General features: G+C 59.4%; 13 protein-coding genes. 8 read left to right on the top strand and 5 right to left on the bottom strand.

Annotated features, from left to right (window positions below; genetic code table 11):
* The first annotated feature begins 16 nt into the window (after window positions 1-16).
* The 4 genes from GC177_04125 to GC177_04110 are packed head-to-tail and all read left to right on the top strand — an operon-like array spanning window position 17 to window position 5509.
* Complete coding sequence (locus GC177_04125; GenBank protein ID MBI1275140.1) at window positions 17-1486, top strand: hypothetical protein; 1470 nt, start codon at window positions 17-19, stop codon at window positions 1484-1486.
* Between the two features lie 21 nt (window positions 1487-1507).
* Window positions 1508-2629 (top strand): hypothetical protein, encoded by a 1122-nt coding sequence (locus GC177_04120; GenBank protein MBI1275139.1) that lies wholly within the window; start codon window positions 1508-1510, stop codon window positions 2627-2629.
* Window positions 2626-4119, top strand: coding sequence for a DUF3492 domain-containing protein (locus GC177_04115; protein ID MBI1275138.1), 1494 nt, complete (start codon window positions 2626-2628; stop codon window positions 4117-4119). Before GC177_04120 ends, GC177_04115 begins: the two co-directional genes overlap by 4 nt.
* Before the next feature lies 1 nt (window position 4120).
* Window positions 4121-5509 (top strand): hypothetical protein, encoded by a 1389-nt coding sequence (locus GC177_04110; GenBank protein ID MBI1275137.1) that lies wholly within the window; start codon window positions 4121-4123, stop codon window positions 5507-5509.
* A 393-nt stretch (window positions 5510-5902) separates the two neighbouring features.
* On the opposite strand, the gene trpE is transcribed toward GC177_04110, so the two are convergent.
* Together trpE and GC177_04100 are read right to left on the bottom strand one after the other, a co-directional pair.
* Entirely contained in the window at window positions 5903-7402 is a 1500-nt protein-coding gene (gene trpE / locus GC177_04105) for an anthranilate synthase component I (GenBank protein MBI1275136.1), read from the bottom strand.
* Window positions 7402-9027 (bottom strand): hypothetical protein, encoded by a 1626-nt coding sequence (locus GC177_04100; GenBank protein ID MBI1275135.1) that lies wholly within the window; start codon window positions 9025-9027, stop codon window positions 7402-7404. The genes trpE and GC177_04100 overlap by 1 nt, the downstream gene beginning before the upstream one ends.
* Window positions 9028-9187: 160 nt before the next feature.
* Here GC177_04100 and GC177_04095 point away from each other — a divergent pair, with 160 nt between their 5' ends.
* Genes GC177_04095 through kdsA form a run of 4 tightly spaced genes read left to right on the top strand, consistent with a single transcriptional unit; the run spans window position 9188 to window position 12908 of the window.
* Window positions 9188-9934: a triose-phosphate isomerase gene (locus GC177_04095; GenBank protein MBI1275134.1), complete on the top strand. Its 747-nt coding sequence runs from the start codon at window positions 9188-9190 to the stop codon at window positions 9932-9934.
* A 20-nt stretch (window positions 9935-9954) separates the two neighbouring features.
* Window positions 9955-10416: a preprotein translocase subunit SecG gene (gene secG / locus GC177_04090; GenBank protein ID MBI1275133.1), complete on the top strand. Its 462-nt coding sequence runs from the start codon at window positions 9955-9957 to the stop codon at window positions 10414-10416.
* A gap of 16 nt (window positions 10417-10432) precedes the next feature.
* Window positions 10433-12082, top strand: coding sequence for a CTP synthase (locus GC177_04085; GenBank protein ID MBI1275132.1), 1650 nt, complete (start codon window positions 10433-10435; stop codon window positions 12080-12082).
* A gap of 1 nt (window position 12083) precedes the next feature.
* Window positions 12084-12908: a 3-deoxy-8-phosphooctulonate synthase gene (kdsA, locus tag GC177_04080; protein MBI1275131.1), complete on the top strand. Its 825-nt coding sequence runs from the start codon at window positions 12084-12086 to the stop codon at window positions 12906-12908.
* Here kdsA and GC177_04075 read toward each other — a convergent pair.
* The 3 genes from GC177_04075 to trpD are packed head-to-tail and all read right to left on the bottom strand — an operon-like array spanning window position 12905 to window position 15425.
* Complete coding sequence (locus tag GC177_04075; protein MBI1275130.1) at window positions 12905-13675, bottom strand: DUF599 family protein; 771 nt, start codon at window positions 13673-13675, stop codon at window positions 12905-12907. The genes kdsA and GC177_04075 overlap by 4 nt on opposite strands.
* On the bottom strand, window positions 13672-14487 hold the full coding sequence (gene trpC / locus GC177_04070) for an indole-3-glycerol phosphate synthase TrpC (protein MBI1275129.1): 816 nt from the start codon (window positions 14485-14487) through the stop codon (window positions 13672-13674). The genes GC177_04075 and trpC overlap by 4 nt, the downstream gene beginning before the upstream one ends.
* Window positions 14484-15425, bottom strand: a complete 942-nt coding sequence (trpD, locus tag GC177_04065) for an anthranilate phosphoribosyltransferase (GenBank protein MBI1275128.1) — start codon at window positions 15423-15425, stop codon at window positions 14484-14486. Before trpD ends, trpC begins: the two co-directional genes overlap by 4 nt.
* Between the last annotated feature and the right edge of the window lie 9 nt (window positions 15426-15434).

Raw genomic sequence — 15434 nt, 5'->3', positions numbered from 1 at the left:
CCTAAGGAAGACGATCATGAGCAACAGCTTTTCCAACAAACCGGGTTCCGCGCAGTCCAGCTCGGTCTTCCCCGCGGATTTTGGGGCGAACCGCAAGGTTCACTTCCAGTCCAACCAGGCGGAGGAAGAACTGCCCCAGAAGGATCTGCCGCGCATATTCGGCTTCCGTACCTCGGCGGTGATTGAGATCGCGATCTTCTTCGTGCTCGCGCTGATCATCGACTTTTTCTGGCATGGCAACCGATTCGCCGATGTGAACCCGCACCCGTTCTTCATCATCGTGGTGATGATCGCCACGCAATATGGCAGCAGCGAGGGTTTGCTGGCCGCCACGATTGCAACGCTTGCCTTCCTGATCGGCAACCTGCCGGCCAAGACGCTGGACATGACGGATTACGACTTTTTGCTGGCCATGACCAAGTTGCCGATCCTCTGGTTCGTCAGCGCGCTGCTGCTGGGTGAATTGCGCCTGCGCCAGATCCGCGAGCGCGACCTGCTGCGTGAATTCTACGAGAAAGCCAAAGAGCGCGAGGAATTCATCAGCCAGTCCTTCCGCCAGCTTGAGAAGGTGAAGAACAACCTCGAAGTGCAGATGGCTTCCCAGATGAAGAGCGGTCTGTCGCTTTATACCGCCGCCAACAAGCTGGAAAAGCTCGAGCCGCGCGATGTGGTGATGGCGGTGGGCGAGTTCGTGCAGGCATTGATGCATGCCGAGAAATTCTCGCTGTATCTGCTGAACAATAACAAGCTGGAAGTGGTGATCTCCCAGAACTGGGAAGATGACGACCTTTATCAGCCGGTAATCAACAACACGAACCCGCTGTTTGAAGCCGTTGTTTCCAAGCGCGAATTCCTGACCGTCATCAATGATGACCAGCGCGACATTCTGGGCCATGAAGGCCTGATCGCCGGGCCGGTTCTGAACAAGGACACCGGTGAGGTGATCGGCATGCTGAAAGTGGAGAAATGCCACTTCCTTGATATCAACCTGACCACGGTGGAAACCTTCCGTATGCTGTGCGAATGGGTGGGCGCGACCTACACCAACGCACGCCGTTATCAGGATGCGAAGAAGGAAAGCCTCATCAACCCGTCGCTCCAGCTGCTGTCGCAGTCCTTCCTGCGCCGCCAGAGCGATTTCCTTTCCGCCCTTGGCAAACGTGCCGGTTTTGACGTGAGCATGGTGCTGGTGCGTGTGGAAAACGTGGATGAACTGGACCGCGAAGGCCAGCAGCAGGCCGCTGTTGCCCTGGGCGAGGCCGTTCGCTCCAACCTCCGCGCGGTGGACCAGGCGTTTGAATATAACGACAATCACTGGAACTATGCGGTGCTGCTGCCCTATACCCCGGCGCAGAATGCGCATGTAGTGGTGGACAAAATCCAGAAAGCCCTTGGCAAAAAAGCCACCGGCCGCAAAGGCTCCAAGCCGCGCTTCGCCCATGAGGTGCGCAGCCTTTACCGCCATGCTCCCCGCCAGGTCGCTTAACGCATAAAAGAGAATATCCCCATGACGAAGCGTCACGAACAGTTTTTCACCAAGCAGGATGATGATGACACCATCATGATCGTGCCCGAAGGTGGCCCCGGCATCAGCACCCTGCTGCTGTCCGTCATCGCCTTCGTGGTCGAGTTCATCCTTTTTGTCTGGGCCGTAAAGGGTACGTTCCCGTTGCTGTTCGTGCTACTGCTGCATATTGCGGTGACGGCCGTGGCCGCCTTCATGGCGCGCGGCGGCGTGGCACTGGGCCGTCTGTCCCAGGGGCCAATTCTGCTGGCGATGGTGATTGGCGTGATGGGACCGTTCGGTGCCGCGGGCATGGTGATGGCCTCGCTGATCCGCACCGTGATGCGTCCGCGCACGTTCAATGAGTGGTTTGCCTACATGTTCCCGGAAGACCTGGTGACGGAAGGCGAGAAGCTGGCCGATTACCTGGAGCGCTACCAGCAGGACGCGCTGCCGGAATATACGGTGGTGCCGTTCCGTGAGATTCTCCAACTCGGCACCGTGCGCCAGAAACAGGACATGCTCGGCATTCTCGGCCGCCATTTTCAGCCGTCCTTCATGCCCGCGCTGAAGCTTGCGCTGAAGGATGAGAACAACTCCGTGCGCATTCAGGCCGCCACCGCCATGGCGAGTATCGAAAATCGCTTCATGCAGCGCCTGATGTTCCTTAAGGATATCGAGAAAACCCACCCGAATGACCCGCGCCTGCATTATGCGCTGGCACAATTGCATGACGAACATGCCTATGCGGGTCTGACCTCGGTGGATTCCGAGGCGGAAAGCCGCAAGGAAGCCCTGAAACATTACCAACGCTACCTGGAGCGCGAACCCAATGATGCGGGCGCCGTGCTGGCCGTTGGCCGCCTTTATGCCCGCAGCGGGCAGGATGACAAGGCCATCGAGTGGCTGGAATCCGCCATGCAACGCGGCACCTACAACCCCGCGCTGGTGCTGTGGCTGATGGAAAGCTATTTCCGCAAAGGCCGCTTCAAGGCGCTGGGTGAACTCGCCCGCCGCCATGTGGCCTCGATCGAGGCGATCGACACGCTGCCGATGGTGGTGAAGGAAACGGTGCGCAGCTGGGCTGCCATCATCATTGATAACCGTAAGGAGAAGGTCGCATGAGCTCGCGCCCTCAGTCCGATGTCTGTCTGATTCTGGAAGGTACCTACCCGTATGTGGTGGGCGGTGTTTCCGCCTGGGTGCATGACCTGATCCTGAGCCTGCCGGATACGAAATTCTCGCTGCTTTGCATCCAGCCGAAGGATGACGAGCTGGCACGTAAATACGTGCTGCCGAAAAACGTGGTGGATATCGTGGATGTGCGCCTTCAGGTGCTGCCAAAAGGCGCCGAAAAAGTGCCGACCGACCTGTTCGCCCGCATGAAGCCGCATGTGGACGCCATGTTCACCGGCCAGGGCCATATGGACAATCTGCGTGCGATGATCGACCTTATCCGCGCTTATCCGGGCATTGGCTCTCATGTATTGCTCGATTCCGAGGCAAGCTGGGAAATGATGACCGAGATTTACGAAGAGCACCATGCGGAGAGCTCCTTCCTGGACTTTTTCTGGTCCTGGCGCTCGCTGATGGGTGGGTTGTTCTCGCTGCTTCTGGCCGATGCGCCGAAGGCCAAGGTGTATCATGCGCTGTCCACGGGTTTCGCCGGCATCATGGCCGCGCGTCTGGCCCATGAAACGGGCGGCCGCTGCGCGCTGACCGAGCATGGTATTTATACCAACGAACGCCGCATCGAGATCAACATGGCCGACTGGATCGGCGATGAATCCCCGATTCACCTGGGTATGGACCGCCCCATCAAGGACCTGCGCCAGATGTGGATGGATGCTTTCATGAGCTATGCGAACATCTGCTATGAGGCGGCCGATCCGATCGTGACGCTGTTCCAAGGGAATCAGCGCGCGCAGATCGAAGGCGGCGCGGACCCGCGCAAGCTTCAGGTCATCCCGAACGGGATCGATTTCCAGCGTTACAGCAGCCTGGGCCACAGCCCGGCGGAACGCCCCACCGTGGCCTTCATCGGCCGTGTGGTGCCGATTAAGGACGTGAAGACCTTCATCCGCGCCTGCGCGGTGGTGAAGCAGCATATCCCGAACCTGGATGCCTATATCCTCGGCCCGACGGACGAGGACCCCGAATATTTCGAGGAGTGCAAACAGCTCGTCGCCCACCTTATGCTGGAAGGCAACATCACCTTCACCGGCAAGGTGGAAGTGGAAAAATACCTCCCGATGGTCGACCTGATGGTCATGACCAGCATTTCCGAAGCCCAGCCGCTGGTGCTGCTGGAAGCCGGCGCAGCCGGTATCCCCTCCGTGGTGACGGATGTGGGCGCCTGCCGCGAGCTGGTGATGGGCACGGAAGACGAAGACCCCGCATTAGGCGCCGGTGGCGCCGTGACGGGTCTGGCTTCCTCCCAGGAGACGGCGCAGGCCATCATCAGCCTGCTGACGGATGCCGACCGCTACAATGAAGCGAGCAAGGCCATCCGCCGCCGCGTGCAGACCTATTACCGCAAGGATATGCAGATCGAGGCTTACAAAAAGCTCTACAGCGATCTGGTAAGCAAACCGACTATCAGGAAAGTGGCGTAACATGGCTGGTATTGGCTTCGTACTCCGTAAACTGACCCGCAAGGATGACCTTATGGGTGTGGCGCAGGCCTATACCCATGCGGCCATCGCTTCCGCCGGTCCGTGGCTGATGACGGTATTCGCCCTGTATGGCGCCTATTACCTCAGCTCCGATTTCGATTACCTGCCGGGTGTGGAGACGTTCCGTCTCATCATCATTTACAATTTCGCCTTCTCGGTGCTGTTTACCGGGCCGATCTACATGACGGTGACGCGGTATCTGGCGGATTGTATTCACGACAAGAACCTCGACACGCTATCGGGCTCCATGATCGGGGCGTTGTTGCTTGCCTATGCCATCCAGCTACCCATTGTGATCTTTTTCTATGGGTTTTACTGGGATTTTGAGACGCCGGTGCGCATCCTGGCCATCATCAATTACATGCTGGTTTCCAGCATGTGGGTGGTGTGCGTGTTCATCGCCTCGCTGAAGGATTACTGGTCCATCAGCTTCTGGTATTTCGTGGGCATGGCGCTGGCCGTGCTGCTGATGCCCTGGCTCGGCCATACATATGGCGTGGCGGGCATGGTGGCGTCTTTCACCATCGGTCTGACGGTGATCGTGTTTCCGCTCACCGCACTGGTGTTCATGCAATATGGCGCGCCGAACAATGAGCTGTTCGCCTTCACGCCATATTTCCGCCGTTACTGGGAGCTGGCCGCGAGCGGTTTCCTCTACAATTACGGCATCTGGATCGATAAATGGATCATGTGGTTTGCTCCGGATCGCGGTGTGCACCCGAGCGGGATGATCTATCACCAGGCCTATGACGTGGGCATGTTCCTTGCTTACTTCACCATTCTGCCGTCGTTGGCGCTGTTCGTGTTCAGCGTGGAGACCAGCTTCTTCAAAAAGTATCTGCGCTATTTCCGCGATATGCTGCAGCATGCCAACCTGGCGCGTATCAAGCAAAACCAGGAGCAGGTGAAAGCTCACGTGTTCAACAACACGCGCGGGTTCATCGTGCTTCAGGGCAGCATCTGCTTCCTCTGCTTCGTGATGGCGCCGAAGATATTCGAATGGCTGAACCTGGATTACATGGTGATTGGTATCTTCCGCGTGGGTACGCTCGGTACCTTCTTCATGATCCTGTCGGTGTTCCTGATGATCGTGCTCAGCTATTTCGACGACCGTAAGACGGTGGTGATGTTGCAGCTGCTGTTCGCGATTGCCAACACGCTGCTGACGATCATCTCCATGCATATGGGCTTCACTTATTACGGCGTGGGCTTCTTCCTCGCCAGCGTGCTGTCCTTCGGCGTGAGCGCATTCGTGGTGGTGAATTACCTGAAGCGCGTGACGTTCCATGCGTTTGTGACGAACAATCCCGCATTAACAGCGAAACTTTAGTTTCGCTGTTAATGCTCCTTTGAGTGGCCATGCGAAGCATGGCATCACGCGCCAATAAGGCGCGCCCCGTCGCGCGTAGCGCGCTCCGACTTTTGTTTTGTTTCCTGCTCACGGAGTTCGCAATGAAACAGCGCCGTACGCGGTGCGCTCACGGCTGTGACTTTTGTTTTGTTTCCTGCTCACGGTGTTCGCAATGAGACAGCGCCGTATGCGGCGCGCTCACGGCTGTGACTTTTGTTTTGTTTCCTGCTCACGGAGTTCGCAATGAAACAGCGCCGTACGCGGCGCGCTCACGGCTGTGACTTTTGTTTTGTTTCCTGCTCACGGTGTTCGCAATGAGACAGCGCCGTATGCGGCGCGCTCACGGCTGTTTCTTTAAATGGATAAAAGTAGTTAGCTGAATTCCGCGGCGGATTCGGCGGCGACCATGAGGGCTTTGGCTTTGTTGTAGCTTTCCTGGTATTCGCCGTCTGGCGTGCTGTCGGCCACGATGCCGCCGCCTGCCTGGACGTGGATTTTTCCGTCTTTGATGAGGGCGGTGCGCAGCGTGATGCAGCTGTCCATGCTGCCGTCGGCGGCGAAATAGCCGACACCACCGGCGTAGAAGCCGCGTTTTTGCGGTTCCAGCTCGTGGATGATTTCCATGGCGCGGATTTTGGGGGCGCCGCTGACGGTGCCTGCGGGGAAGCCTGCCAGCAGGGCGTCCAGCGCATCGCATTCCGGGCGGATGTCGCCTTCCACGTTGGAGACCACGTGCATGACGTGGGAGTAGCGCTCGATGATCATGCGCTGGGTCACCTGCACGGTGCCGCCTTTGGAGACTTTTCCGGCATCGTTGCGGCCGAGGTCCAGCAGCATGCGGTGTTCGGCGCATTCTTTCTCATCGGCCAAAAGTTCCTCGGCCAGGCGGTTATCCTCTTCCGTGGTTTTGCCGCGGGGCCGGGTGCCAGCGATGGGGCGGACGGTGACCTTGCCATCGCGCAGGCGAACAAGAATTTCGGGGCTGGAGCCGACCAGCTGGAAGCCGCCCATGTTCAGCAGGAACAGGAAGGGCGAGGGGTTGAGGTGGCGAAGCGCCCGGTAGAAGGCGAAGGGGGATTGCTTGAAAGGCGCGGTGAAGCGCTGGCTCAGCACCACCTGGAAGATGTCGCCCGCGCGGATATATTCCTTGGCGCGTTCGACCATATGGTAAAACCCGGCGCGGCTGATGTTGGAGGTGAAGGAATCACTCGCTTTCGGTGTCGGCTTGACGGCGCGAGGGCGGGTGGCGGGCAGGGGAGTGGAGAGCAGCTCGGCCATGGCTTCCAGCCGTTGTTTGGCATCCACATAGGCCTGCTCGGCCAGCACATTCTTGCTGGGGCGCACCACGCGGCCCAGCACCATGGTGCCTTTGACGGCATCGAACACCAGCATGGATTGCGGGCGCATGAGCAGGGCATCAGGGATGTCCTCACCGTCTTTTGGCTCAGGCATTTTTTCCGCCAGGCCGGTCATTTCATAGCCCAGATAGCCGACCATGGCGGTGGGCAATGGGGGCAGGCCGGGGGTGGTTTCCAGGCGGGATTCGTTGAGGAAATGGCGAAGGTCTTCCAGCGCGGTGCGGTCGGACTTTACCCAGTCGGGGGCTTTGTTCGCTTCCAGCACGGCATGTTCGGCCAGTTTGCCGTTGCAACGCCAGAGCAGGTCGGGGTCCATGCCGAGCAGGGAGTAACGCCCACGGGTTTCGCCGCCATGGACGGATTCAAGCAGGAAGCCGTAGCCGTCCTTCGGAAGCAATTTCAGCGCGGCGCTGACCGGGGTTTCTGTGTCCGCGTGCAGTTCCGCCCAGATGACCTGGGGTTTGCCCGCATCGTAGGTCTGGCTGAAGCTATAATGGTCCGGCTGGATATGCATCAGCTATCCTGACCGGCTTCATCCTGCTGCGGTTTGGCCATCTCCGGCAGGTTGATGGTGACATTGTGATGCTGACGGAGGCTTTTTTCGTAATAGGCCAGCACATCCTGATAGAGCGTCGGCAGCATCTGGTTGCCTGCGTTCTGGATTTCCCCCTGCGGAATGTTCTGCGGCACAGTCTGCTTCAGCAGCTTGGCAACCACCCAGTCGCCTTTGGGCGTGGGCTGAGGCTGGGTAACGCCGCCGGTTTTCAGCTCCACGGCCTGGCCCTGGACGGATTGCGGCACGGATTTATCCGGTTCCTTGCGGGTGATGGCGATGACCTGTGGGGTGGTGAGGTCGTATTTGGCGGCGATGTTGCCGATGCCGTTTTCACTGGCCCATTCCTTGGCGATTTTCGCGGCTTTCTCCTGTGCGACTTCGGCGGCGCGGGAGGTTTTCCACGCCGTCACCAGCTTGTCCTTGATCTCGTCCATCGGCGGGATTTTGCTTGCCACCTTGTTGGTGACCTCGATGGCGGCATAGCTGCCGTCATCCAGAGCGACAATGAAACCGCCCTGTGACGGGTCCACGCTCATCACCTTGCCGAGCACGGGCTTGAGTTTGGCCGGAACGTCGGCATCCTTGCCTTCGGGCGTTTTGCCATCGGCATTGACGGCGGCTACGTGATCCAGCTTGAAGCCCAGTTTTTTGGCTTGTTCGGCAAGTTTGGCGCCGCCGCCGAAGCCGTCGTCGAACTTGTTGGCGATGGCGCGCAGCGTGTCGTCATTTTTGAGGTCGCCCAGTTCTTCACGAATACGGCCGCGCACGGCATCCAGCGGCTCCAGCTTGCCATTGTCGTCCTGGAACAGGTCCTTGTGCTCGTCATAATAATGGGCGATGGCTTTTTCATCCACATCGGGGGCGGATTTCACGGCATCGTGGGTGATGAAGCTGACATCAAAGGCGCGGTATTCGCCGGTGGCGAAGCCTTCCTTGTTCTTATCGTAGAAGGCCTTAAGCTGCTCGGCCGTGGGGTCCGCCACGGTGCTGGCCACACCATGGGGAATGGTGATGACGGCAAGTTCGTGTTTGGTGTTCAGAAACTGCTGATAATACATGCCGTGCTGTGGCAGCGGGATGGGGGTGCCGGTCATGTTGCCGATGAACATGCGGGAGAGCATTTCCTGCTTCAGCATAGAGAGGTATTTGGCTTCGCTCAGGTTCACGTTGTTCAGCGCGGCGACGTATTTTTGCGGGCTGTATTTGCCGTTTTCCTGAAAGGCTTCGTCCTTTTGAATGTTTTCCACCACCTGCTGATCGGTCACGGCGATGCCCAGGCGCTCTGCTTCCTGCGAGATGAGGTTTTGCTGCACAAAGCGGCCGATGATGTTCTGCGCCATCATGGGTTGCAGATTGTCCGGGGTTTTCTGACCGGGGAACATCTGCTGGAAGCGGCGCATCTCGTCGTTCAGGGCCATTTGAAACTCGCCCTGGCTCATGCGTGCCTTACCCACCGACGCCACGCTGCCCATGCCGCCCTTGAACACATCGCCAATGCCCCAGAAGGCGAAGCTGCCGATGAGGACAATCAGCAACAGCTTAACAACAAAGGACTGGGAGGCATCGCGCATGAAATTGAGCATGGGGAATCCTTAATGCGAATAAACACATGTTGGTTTTAGCGGCTGCATAGTAGCGCGGGGGATGCCTGCTTCAATGGAAAATTGCAGAGCCAAAAGGATTCTGGCCAGATGCGGGACCGTGTGCTACAAGCGCCGCTTGTTTTAACGCCGGGCCGGTTCCATGCTGATTGTCGCCAATTGGAAAATGTACGGAAGCGCCGCGATGATCGCGGAATTCGCCAGGGCCACCCCTCCCTACATGCCTGCCGTCACCCGCGTGGTATGCCCACCTTCCATCTGGTTGGCTGAATTGCGCAGCAAGCTGGCGCATACGGATATTCGCCTTGGCGGGCAGGATTGCCATGAGAAGCCCGAAGGCGCCTATACGGGTGATGTGGCGGCCGCCATGCTGCGCGAACTGGGTGCAGGCTATGTGATCGTCGGCCATTCGGAGCGTCGGCAATATCACGGTGAGACGGATGCGGTGGTGGCGCAGAAGATGCAGGCCGCCATGCAGGCCGGGTTGAATCCCATTGTTTGCGTGGGTGAAAGCCGCGCCCAGCGGGAAGATGGAAGGGCCTGGGAGGTGGTTAAGGCATCGCTTGAGGCATTGGCGGCCGCCAGACCGGCAAAAAGCTTCGTGATTGCCTATGAGCCCGTGTGGGCCATCGGTACCGGGTTGATCCCGACCCTTGAGGATGTGGCGGATATGCATGGCAGGATAGCGGCTTATGCAAAAAGTGCTGGTCTGGATGTGGCCGTGCTTTATGGCGGTTCCGTCAAGCCTGACAATGCGTTGGGCCTTGCCGGGGTGGAGCATGTGGACGGTTTTTTAATTGGCGGTGCCAGCTTGCAGGCGGCGTCGTTTCAGGCTATTGCTCAGATAAGTTCGGAAGCGGCGGTCCCTGTTCCGTCGCCCATTTCATGATGATTCGTTAGGATTTACCCATGCATACATTCTTGTTGGTGGTTCAAGCTTTGTTGGCGCTCGCCATTGTCGGGCTGGTGCTGATCCAGCGCAGCGACAGCGACGGTTTCGGCCTGAGCGGCGGTGGCGGTAACTTCCTGAGCGGCCGCGCCAAGGCGAATTTGCTGACACGCGCCACGGCCGTCATCGCGGGGCTGTTTTTCATCAACAGCCTGGTGCTCACCATGGTGGTGCATCACGGCGGCGGCAGTTCCATTGCCGACCAGCTTCGTCAGGAAGCGCCCGCGGATGCTGCGGCCCCGGCCATGATTCCCGCCAATGAAAACAAACCGGCAGCCGATGCGAAGCCTGCCGAAGCGCCTGCCGCCGATGTTCAGAAGCCCGCGGCGAAGGCAGAAGCGCCCGCAGCCCAGGATAAGCCTGCTTCTGAAGCGGATAAAGGTAAGGCGGCTCCCGCTTCCAGCGTGCCGTTGGCAGAGTAGGAAAGCGACGGCATCTATGGCACGGTTCATTTTCATTACGGGCGGCGTGGTTTCATCCTTAGGCAAGGGGCTAGCATCCGCATCCCTTGGCGCATTGCTTCAGGCGCGTGGTTTCAAGGTGCGTCTGCGCAAGCTGGACCCTTACCTGAACGTCGACCCCGGCACGATGAGCCCGACGCAGCATGGCGAGGTGTTCGTGACCGATGACGGCGCGGAGACGGACCTGGACCTGGGCCATTATGAGCGTTTTACCGGCGTGGATGCCAAGAAGTCCGACAATGTGACGACGGGCAAGATCTATTCCGAACTGCTGACCAAGGAACGCCGCGGGGATTACCTGGGCGGAACGGTGCAGGTGATCCCGCATGTGACGGACCTGATCAAGGAATTCATCCTGCGCGATACGGAAAAAGAGGATTTCGTGCTGTGCGAGATCGGCGGGACGGTCGGCGATATCGAAGGGTTGCCCTATTTCGAGGCGATCCGCCAGCTTGGCTATGAGATGGGGCGCGACAAGGTGTGTTTCATGCACCTGACGCTGGTGCCTTACATTGCCGCGGCCGGTGAGCTGAAGACCAAGCCGACGCAGCATTCGGTGAAAGAACTGCGCTCCATTGGTATTCAGCCTGACATCCTGCTGTGCCGCGCGGAACTGCCGATTCCCGTTTCGCAGCGCCAGAAGATTGCGCTTTTCTGTAATCTGCCTGAGCATCGGGTGATTCAGGCCATCGACCTGCCGAGCATCTATGACGCACCGCAGGCCTATCATAAAGAAGGGCTGGATCGTCAGGTGCTGGAATATTTCGGCATTCCTACCAACATGGCGATCGACCTCAAGCGCTGGGAAGATATCTGCGAACGTCACCATAACCCGGCGGGTGAGGTGAATGTGGCCATCGTCGGCAAATACACGACGCTTGCAGATGCGTATAAATCCCTAACTGAGGCGCTTGGCCACGCGGGCATGGCGCACCGGCTCAAGGTGAAGGTGCATTGGGTGAATGCCCGGGCCTTCACGGGTGAGGACAGCGACGTGAAGCTGTCGCAGATGGATGCCATCCTGGTGCCGGGCGGTTTTGGCGAAGGCGGCGTGGAAGGCAAGATCGCCGCGGCGCAATATGCGCGTGAGAATAATATTCCCTATCTCGGCATCTGCTTCGGTATGCAGGTGGCGGTGATCGAGGCGGCGCGCAACCTGCTTGGGCTGAAAGAGGCATCCTCCAGCGAATTCGGCGAGACGAGCGAGCCGGTGGTTGGCCTGATGACCGAATGGCAGCAGGACGGACAGGCGCAGAAGCGCAAAAAAGGCGGCGACCTTGGCGGCACCATGCGTCTGGGCGCTTATGCGTGCGAAGTGGTCAAAGGCACCCGCGCGCATGATGCCTATGCGCAGGACCATATCAGCGAGCGCCATCGCCACCGTTATGAGGTGAATATCGGCTATCGCGACCGTCTGGAAAGCAAGGGCATGGTGTTTTCCGGTCTTTCGCCGGATGGCAGGCTGCCGGAGATGGTGGAATATAAGAACCATCCCTGGTTTGTGGGTGTGCAGTTCCACCCAGAATTCAAATCCCGTCCGTTTGCTCCGCACCCGTTGTTTGCAGCCTATGTGAAGGCGGCGGCGGAATATGCGTCGGGCAAGAACAAGCGTAAGAAAGCCGCGTAACATGGTGAAGACTGTCAGCATCGGCACATGGACCATTGCCAATAATAAGCCGTTTGCGCTGATTGCCGGGCCGTGTCAGATGGAAAACCGTGACCATGCAATGATGGTGGCGGAGCGGCTGGTAAAGATGACCGAGAAGCTCGGCATTCCGCTGATTTTTAAGACCTCGTTCGACAAGGCCAACCGCACTTCTGCCAAGGCGGAACGCGGTATCGGCCTGGCGGGGGCGCAGCCCGTATTCGCCGAGATCCGCAAGGCGTTCGGCATTCCGGTGCTGACGGATGTGCATCTGCCCGAGCATTGCGCCGAGCTGAAAGAGGTGGTGGATGTGCTGCAGATTCCGGCATTCCTGTGCCGCCAGACGGACCTGCTGCTGGCCGCGGGCAATACGGGCCTGGCCATCAATGTGAAGAAGGGGCAGTTTCTCGCCCCGTGGGACATGGTGAACGTGGCGGCCAAGATCGCTTCCACCGGCAATGAACGCATTCTGCTGACGGACCGTGGCGCGAGCTTTGGCTATAACACGCTGGTGAGCGACATGCGCGCGCTGCCCATCATGGCGCAGACGGGCTATCCGGTGGTGTTTGACGCCACCCATTCCGTGCAGCAGCCGGGCGGACTTGGCGGTGCGAGCGGCGGGCAGCGGGAATTTGTGCCCGTGCTGGCGCGCGCGGCGGTGGCCGTGGGCGTGGCCGCGCTGTTCATGGAAACGCATGACGACCCGGACCAAGCACCGAGCGATGGACCCTGCATGGTGAAGCTGGATGCGATGGAAGAGCTGCTGAAGCAGTTGCAGGCTTACGATAATATTACCAAAGGCCTTTAAGCCTTTTTCTTGCCTATACGCAAACGCGGCTTGGGATCCTCCACGGGGGGAGTGCCGCCGCTGAGGAGCACGGCGAGTGCGTTGGAGCGAAATTCGCGCCGGTAGATGACCCACATGACCCAGCCAAGCGTGGCGATGAAGACCAGCGGGTGCAGGAACCAGCTGAGCGTGGCAAGGCCGTAATAGTAGGAACGCAGGCCGACATTGAAGTGACGCGCGGCGTTCATGGAAAGTTCGGCGATTTTATGGGCAAAGGCATTGTGGGTTTCCGGCTTGTCGTCCGGCGCGGGGGCGGCGCCTACCATGATGCAGGTGTAATGGTGCGTGCGCAGCGACCAGGTGTATTTGAAGAAAGCGTGCGTGAAAATCAGGATGAGGATCAGCAGCTTGAGTTCCCACATGAAGGCATCGGTCTTCACGGCAAAGGGAAGCCGGTCGATGATGGAGACGGCGACATCGATATGCGTTAGCGCGCCCACCAGACCGGCGACGATGAGGATGGAGGTGGAAGCGAAGAAGGTGATGCTTTTGATGAGGTTGCCAAGGATAGCGGCATCTACCATGCGGTTTTCGCGCTTCAGCATCTGGCGCATCCATTCCAGCCGGTAGCTGTTCATCACCGGGATGATGCTCTGGTGAGAGCCGGCTTTAAACTGCTGGCTGTAAAGTGAATAGCCCAGCACGCAGACGAAAAGCCAGGCGAGCGCGGCGGCATCCAGCAGCAGCATGGGATTGCCAAACAGCGTGATGGTGCGATCGGCGATCATGCCGCTTCTCCCAGCAGCAGGCGGGTGGCCTTGGTGACATTGTCCTGCTGCATCAGGCTTTCGCCGACGAGGAAGGCATGCACGTCGTGCTGTTTCATGAAGGCGATGTCGCCATGCGTGTGGATGCCGCTTTCGCAGATCACCGTGTAATCCTTGCCGATGAGAGGGCGGAGCTGGGTGGTGGTTTCCAGTGAGATGTCGAGCGTTTTCAGGTTGCGGTTGTTGATGCCGATGAGGCGGGATTTCATGGAGAGCGCGCGGGCGAGTTCCTTATGGTCATGCACTTCGAGCAGCACATCCATGCCCAGCGAAAGGGCGACGCTTTCAAGCTCCTCGGCTTCCTCCTGCTTCAACGCGGCGAGGATGAGCAGCACGCAATCTGCGCCCAGCACACGGGATTCAACAATTTGGTAGGGATCGATCATGAAATCCTTGCGGAGCACGGGCAGCTGGCTGGCATTGCGGGCGGCCTGGAGGAATTCATCGCTGCCCTGGAAATAGGGGATATCCGTCAGCACGGAAAGGCAGGTGGCGCCGCCCATCTCATAGGCCTTGGCGAGGGCGGGGGGGTAGAAATCCTTGCGGATGACGCCCTTGCTGGGGGAGGCTTTTTTGAGTTCGGCAATCAAAGCAGGGCGACCGGTGGCGACCGTGGTTTCAATGGCCTTCAGGAAGCCGCGCGGGGCGGAGGCCTTGGGCAGGAGCTGGCGAAGATCGTTTAAGGAAATGCGCGCCTTGTTGCGCTCCACGTGCTGGCGCTTCTGGTCGCAGATTTGCGTGAGGATGTCTTTCTTTTCGGCGGTGGTGGTCATAACGTCCCTGTTGCCTGAACCAGCTCAATTAATGCCGCTTTTGCCGCGCCGCTGTCAATGGCGGCGGCGGCGAGGTTCCATGCATTTGCCCAGTCCTGTGTTGTTTCCGCCACAAGCAGGCAAGCGGCAGCGTTCAGCAGCACGGCATCACGGTAGGCACCGGTTTCGCCATCCAGCAGGCGGGTGAGGGCGGCTGCGTTGAAGGCGGCATCGCCGCCTTCCAGTGCGTTGGCGGCGGGTGGGGTGATGTTGAGTTGGGCGGGGCTGAATTCCACCTCAAGGATGCGGCCCTGTTTCAGTTCCACCAGTCTGGAAGGGCCGTTGGTGCTGAGTTCGTCCAGCCCGCCATGGCCATGGACGATGAGGGCATGCTGGCAGCCGAGCATCCGCAGGGCTTCGGCCATGGGCAGCATGACCTGCTCGCTGTAGGTGCCGATAAGCTGGCGTGTGACGCCGGCAGGGTTGCAGATGGGGCCGAGCAGGTTGAAGATGGTGCGGAAGCCGAGCTGCTTGCGGATGGCGGCGACTCGCTTCAGCGAAGGATGATGTTCCGGCGCGAACATGAAGCAGATGCCCGCCTGTTTGATGATGTGCGTCAATTGATATGGCGAGGCGATGAGGCGGATGCCGAGGGCTTCCAGCACATCGGCGGAGCCGGAGCGTGAGGTGATGGAACGGTTGCCGTGCTTGGCCACCGGCACGCCCGTGCCCGCCACGACGAAGGCGGCGGCGGTGGAGATGTTCAGGCTATGGCTGCCGTCGCCGCCGGTGCCGCAATTGTCGATGGCATTGGCGGGGGCCTGGACGGGGACCATGCGGGCACGCATGGCCTGTGCCGCGCCGGCAAGCTGAGGGGCGGTGATGGGGTGTTCGAAGCTGGCGGTCAGGTAGTCGGCAATGCGGCTGTCATCCCATGCGCCGTCGAGGATGGCGCCCATATCGGCGCA

The sequence above is a fragment of the bacterium genome, from assembly GCA_016124905.1.
Lineage (GTDB): Bacteria > Pseudomonadota > Alphaproteobacteria > Rickettsiales > RI-342 > RI-342.
Note: the sequence above shows the minus strand (reverse complement) of the source record. Positions and strands in the feature narration are given on the sequence as shown.

Coding starts and splice junctions, on each gene's coding strand:
- trpE (MBI1275136.1), bottom strand. CDS start 7,402: ATGCATATCCAGCCGGACCATTATAGCTTCAGCCAGACCTACGATGCG.
- secG (MBI1275133.1), top strand. CDS start 9,955: ATGCATACATTCTTGTTGGTGGTTCAAGCTTTGTTGGCGCTCGCCATT.
- trpC (MBI1275129.1), bottom strand. CDS start 14,487: ATGACCACCACCGCCGAAAAGAAAGACATCCTCACGCAAATCTGCGAC.
- trpD (MBI1275128.1), bottom strand. CDS start 15,425: ATGGGCGCCATCCTCGACGGCGCATGGGATGACAGCCGCATTGCCGAC.
- GC177_04110 (MBI1275137.1), top strand. CDS start 4,121: ATGGCTGGTATTGGCTTCGTACTCCGTAAACTGACCCGCAAGGATGAC.
- GC177_04120 (MBI1275139.1), top strand. CDS start 1,508: ATGACGAAGCGTCACGAACAGTTTTTCACCAAGCAGGATGATGATGAC.
- GC177_04125 (MBI1275140.1), top strand. CDS start 17: ATGAGCAACAGCTTTTCCAACAAACCGGGTTCCGCGCAGTCCAGCTCG.
- kdsA (MBI1275131.1), top strand. CDS start 12,084: ATGGTGAAGACTGTCAGCATCGGCACATGGACCATTGCCAATAATAAG.
- GC177_04115 (MBI1275138.1), top strand. CDS start 2,626: ATGAGCTCGCGCCCTCAGTCCGATGTCTGTCTGATTCTGGAAGGTACC.
- GC177_04085 (MBI1275132.1), top strand. CDS start 10,433: ATGGCACGGTTCATTTTCATTACGGGCGGCGTGGTTTCATCCTTAGGC.
- GC177_04095 (MBI1275134.1), top strand. CDS start 9,188: ATGCTGATTGTCGCCAATTGGAAAATGTACGGAAGCGCCGCGATGATC.
- GC177_04075 (MBI1275130.1), bottom strand. CDS start 13,675: ATGATCGCCGATCGCACCATCACGCTGTTTGGCAATCCCATGCTGCTG.
- GC177_04100 (MBI1275135.1), bottom strand. CDS start 9,027: ATGCTCAATTTCATGCGCGATGCCTCCCAGTCCTTTGTTGTTAAGCTG.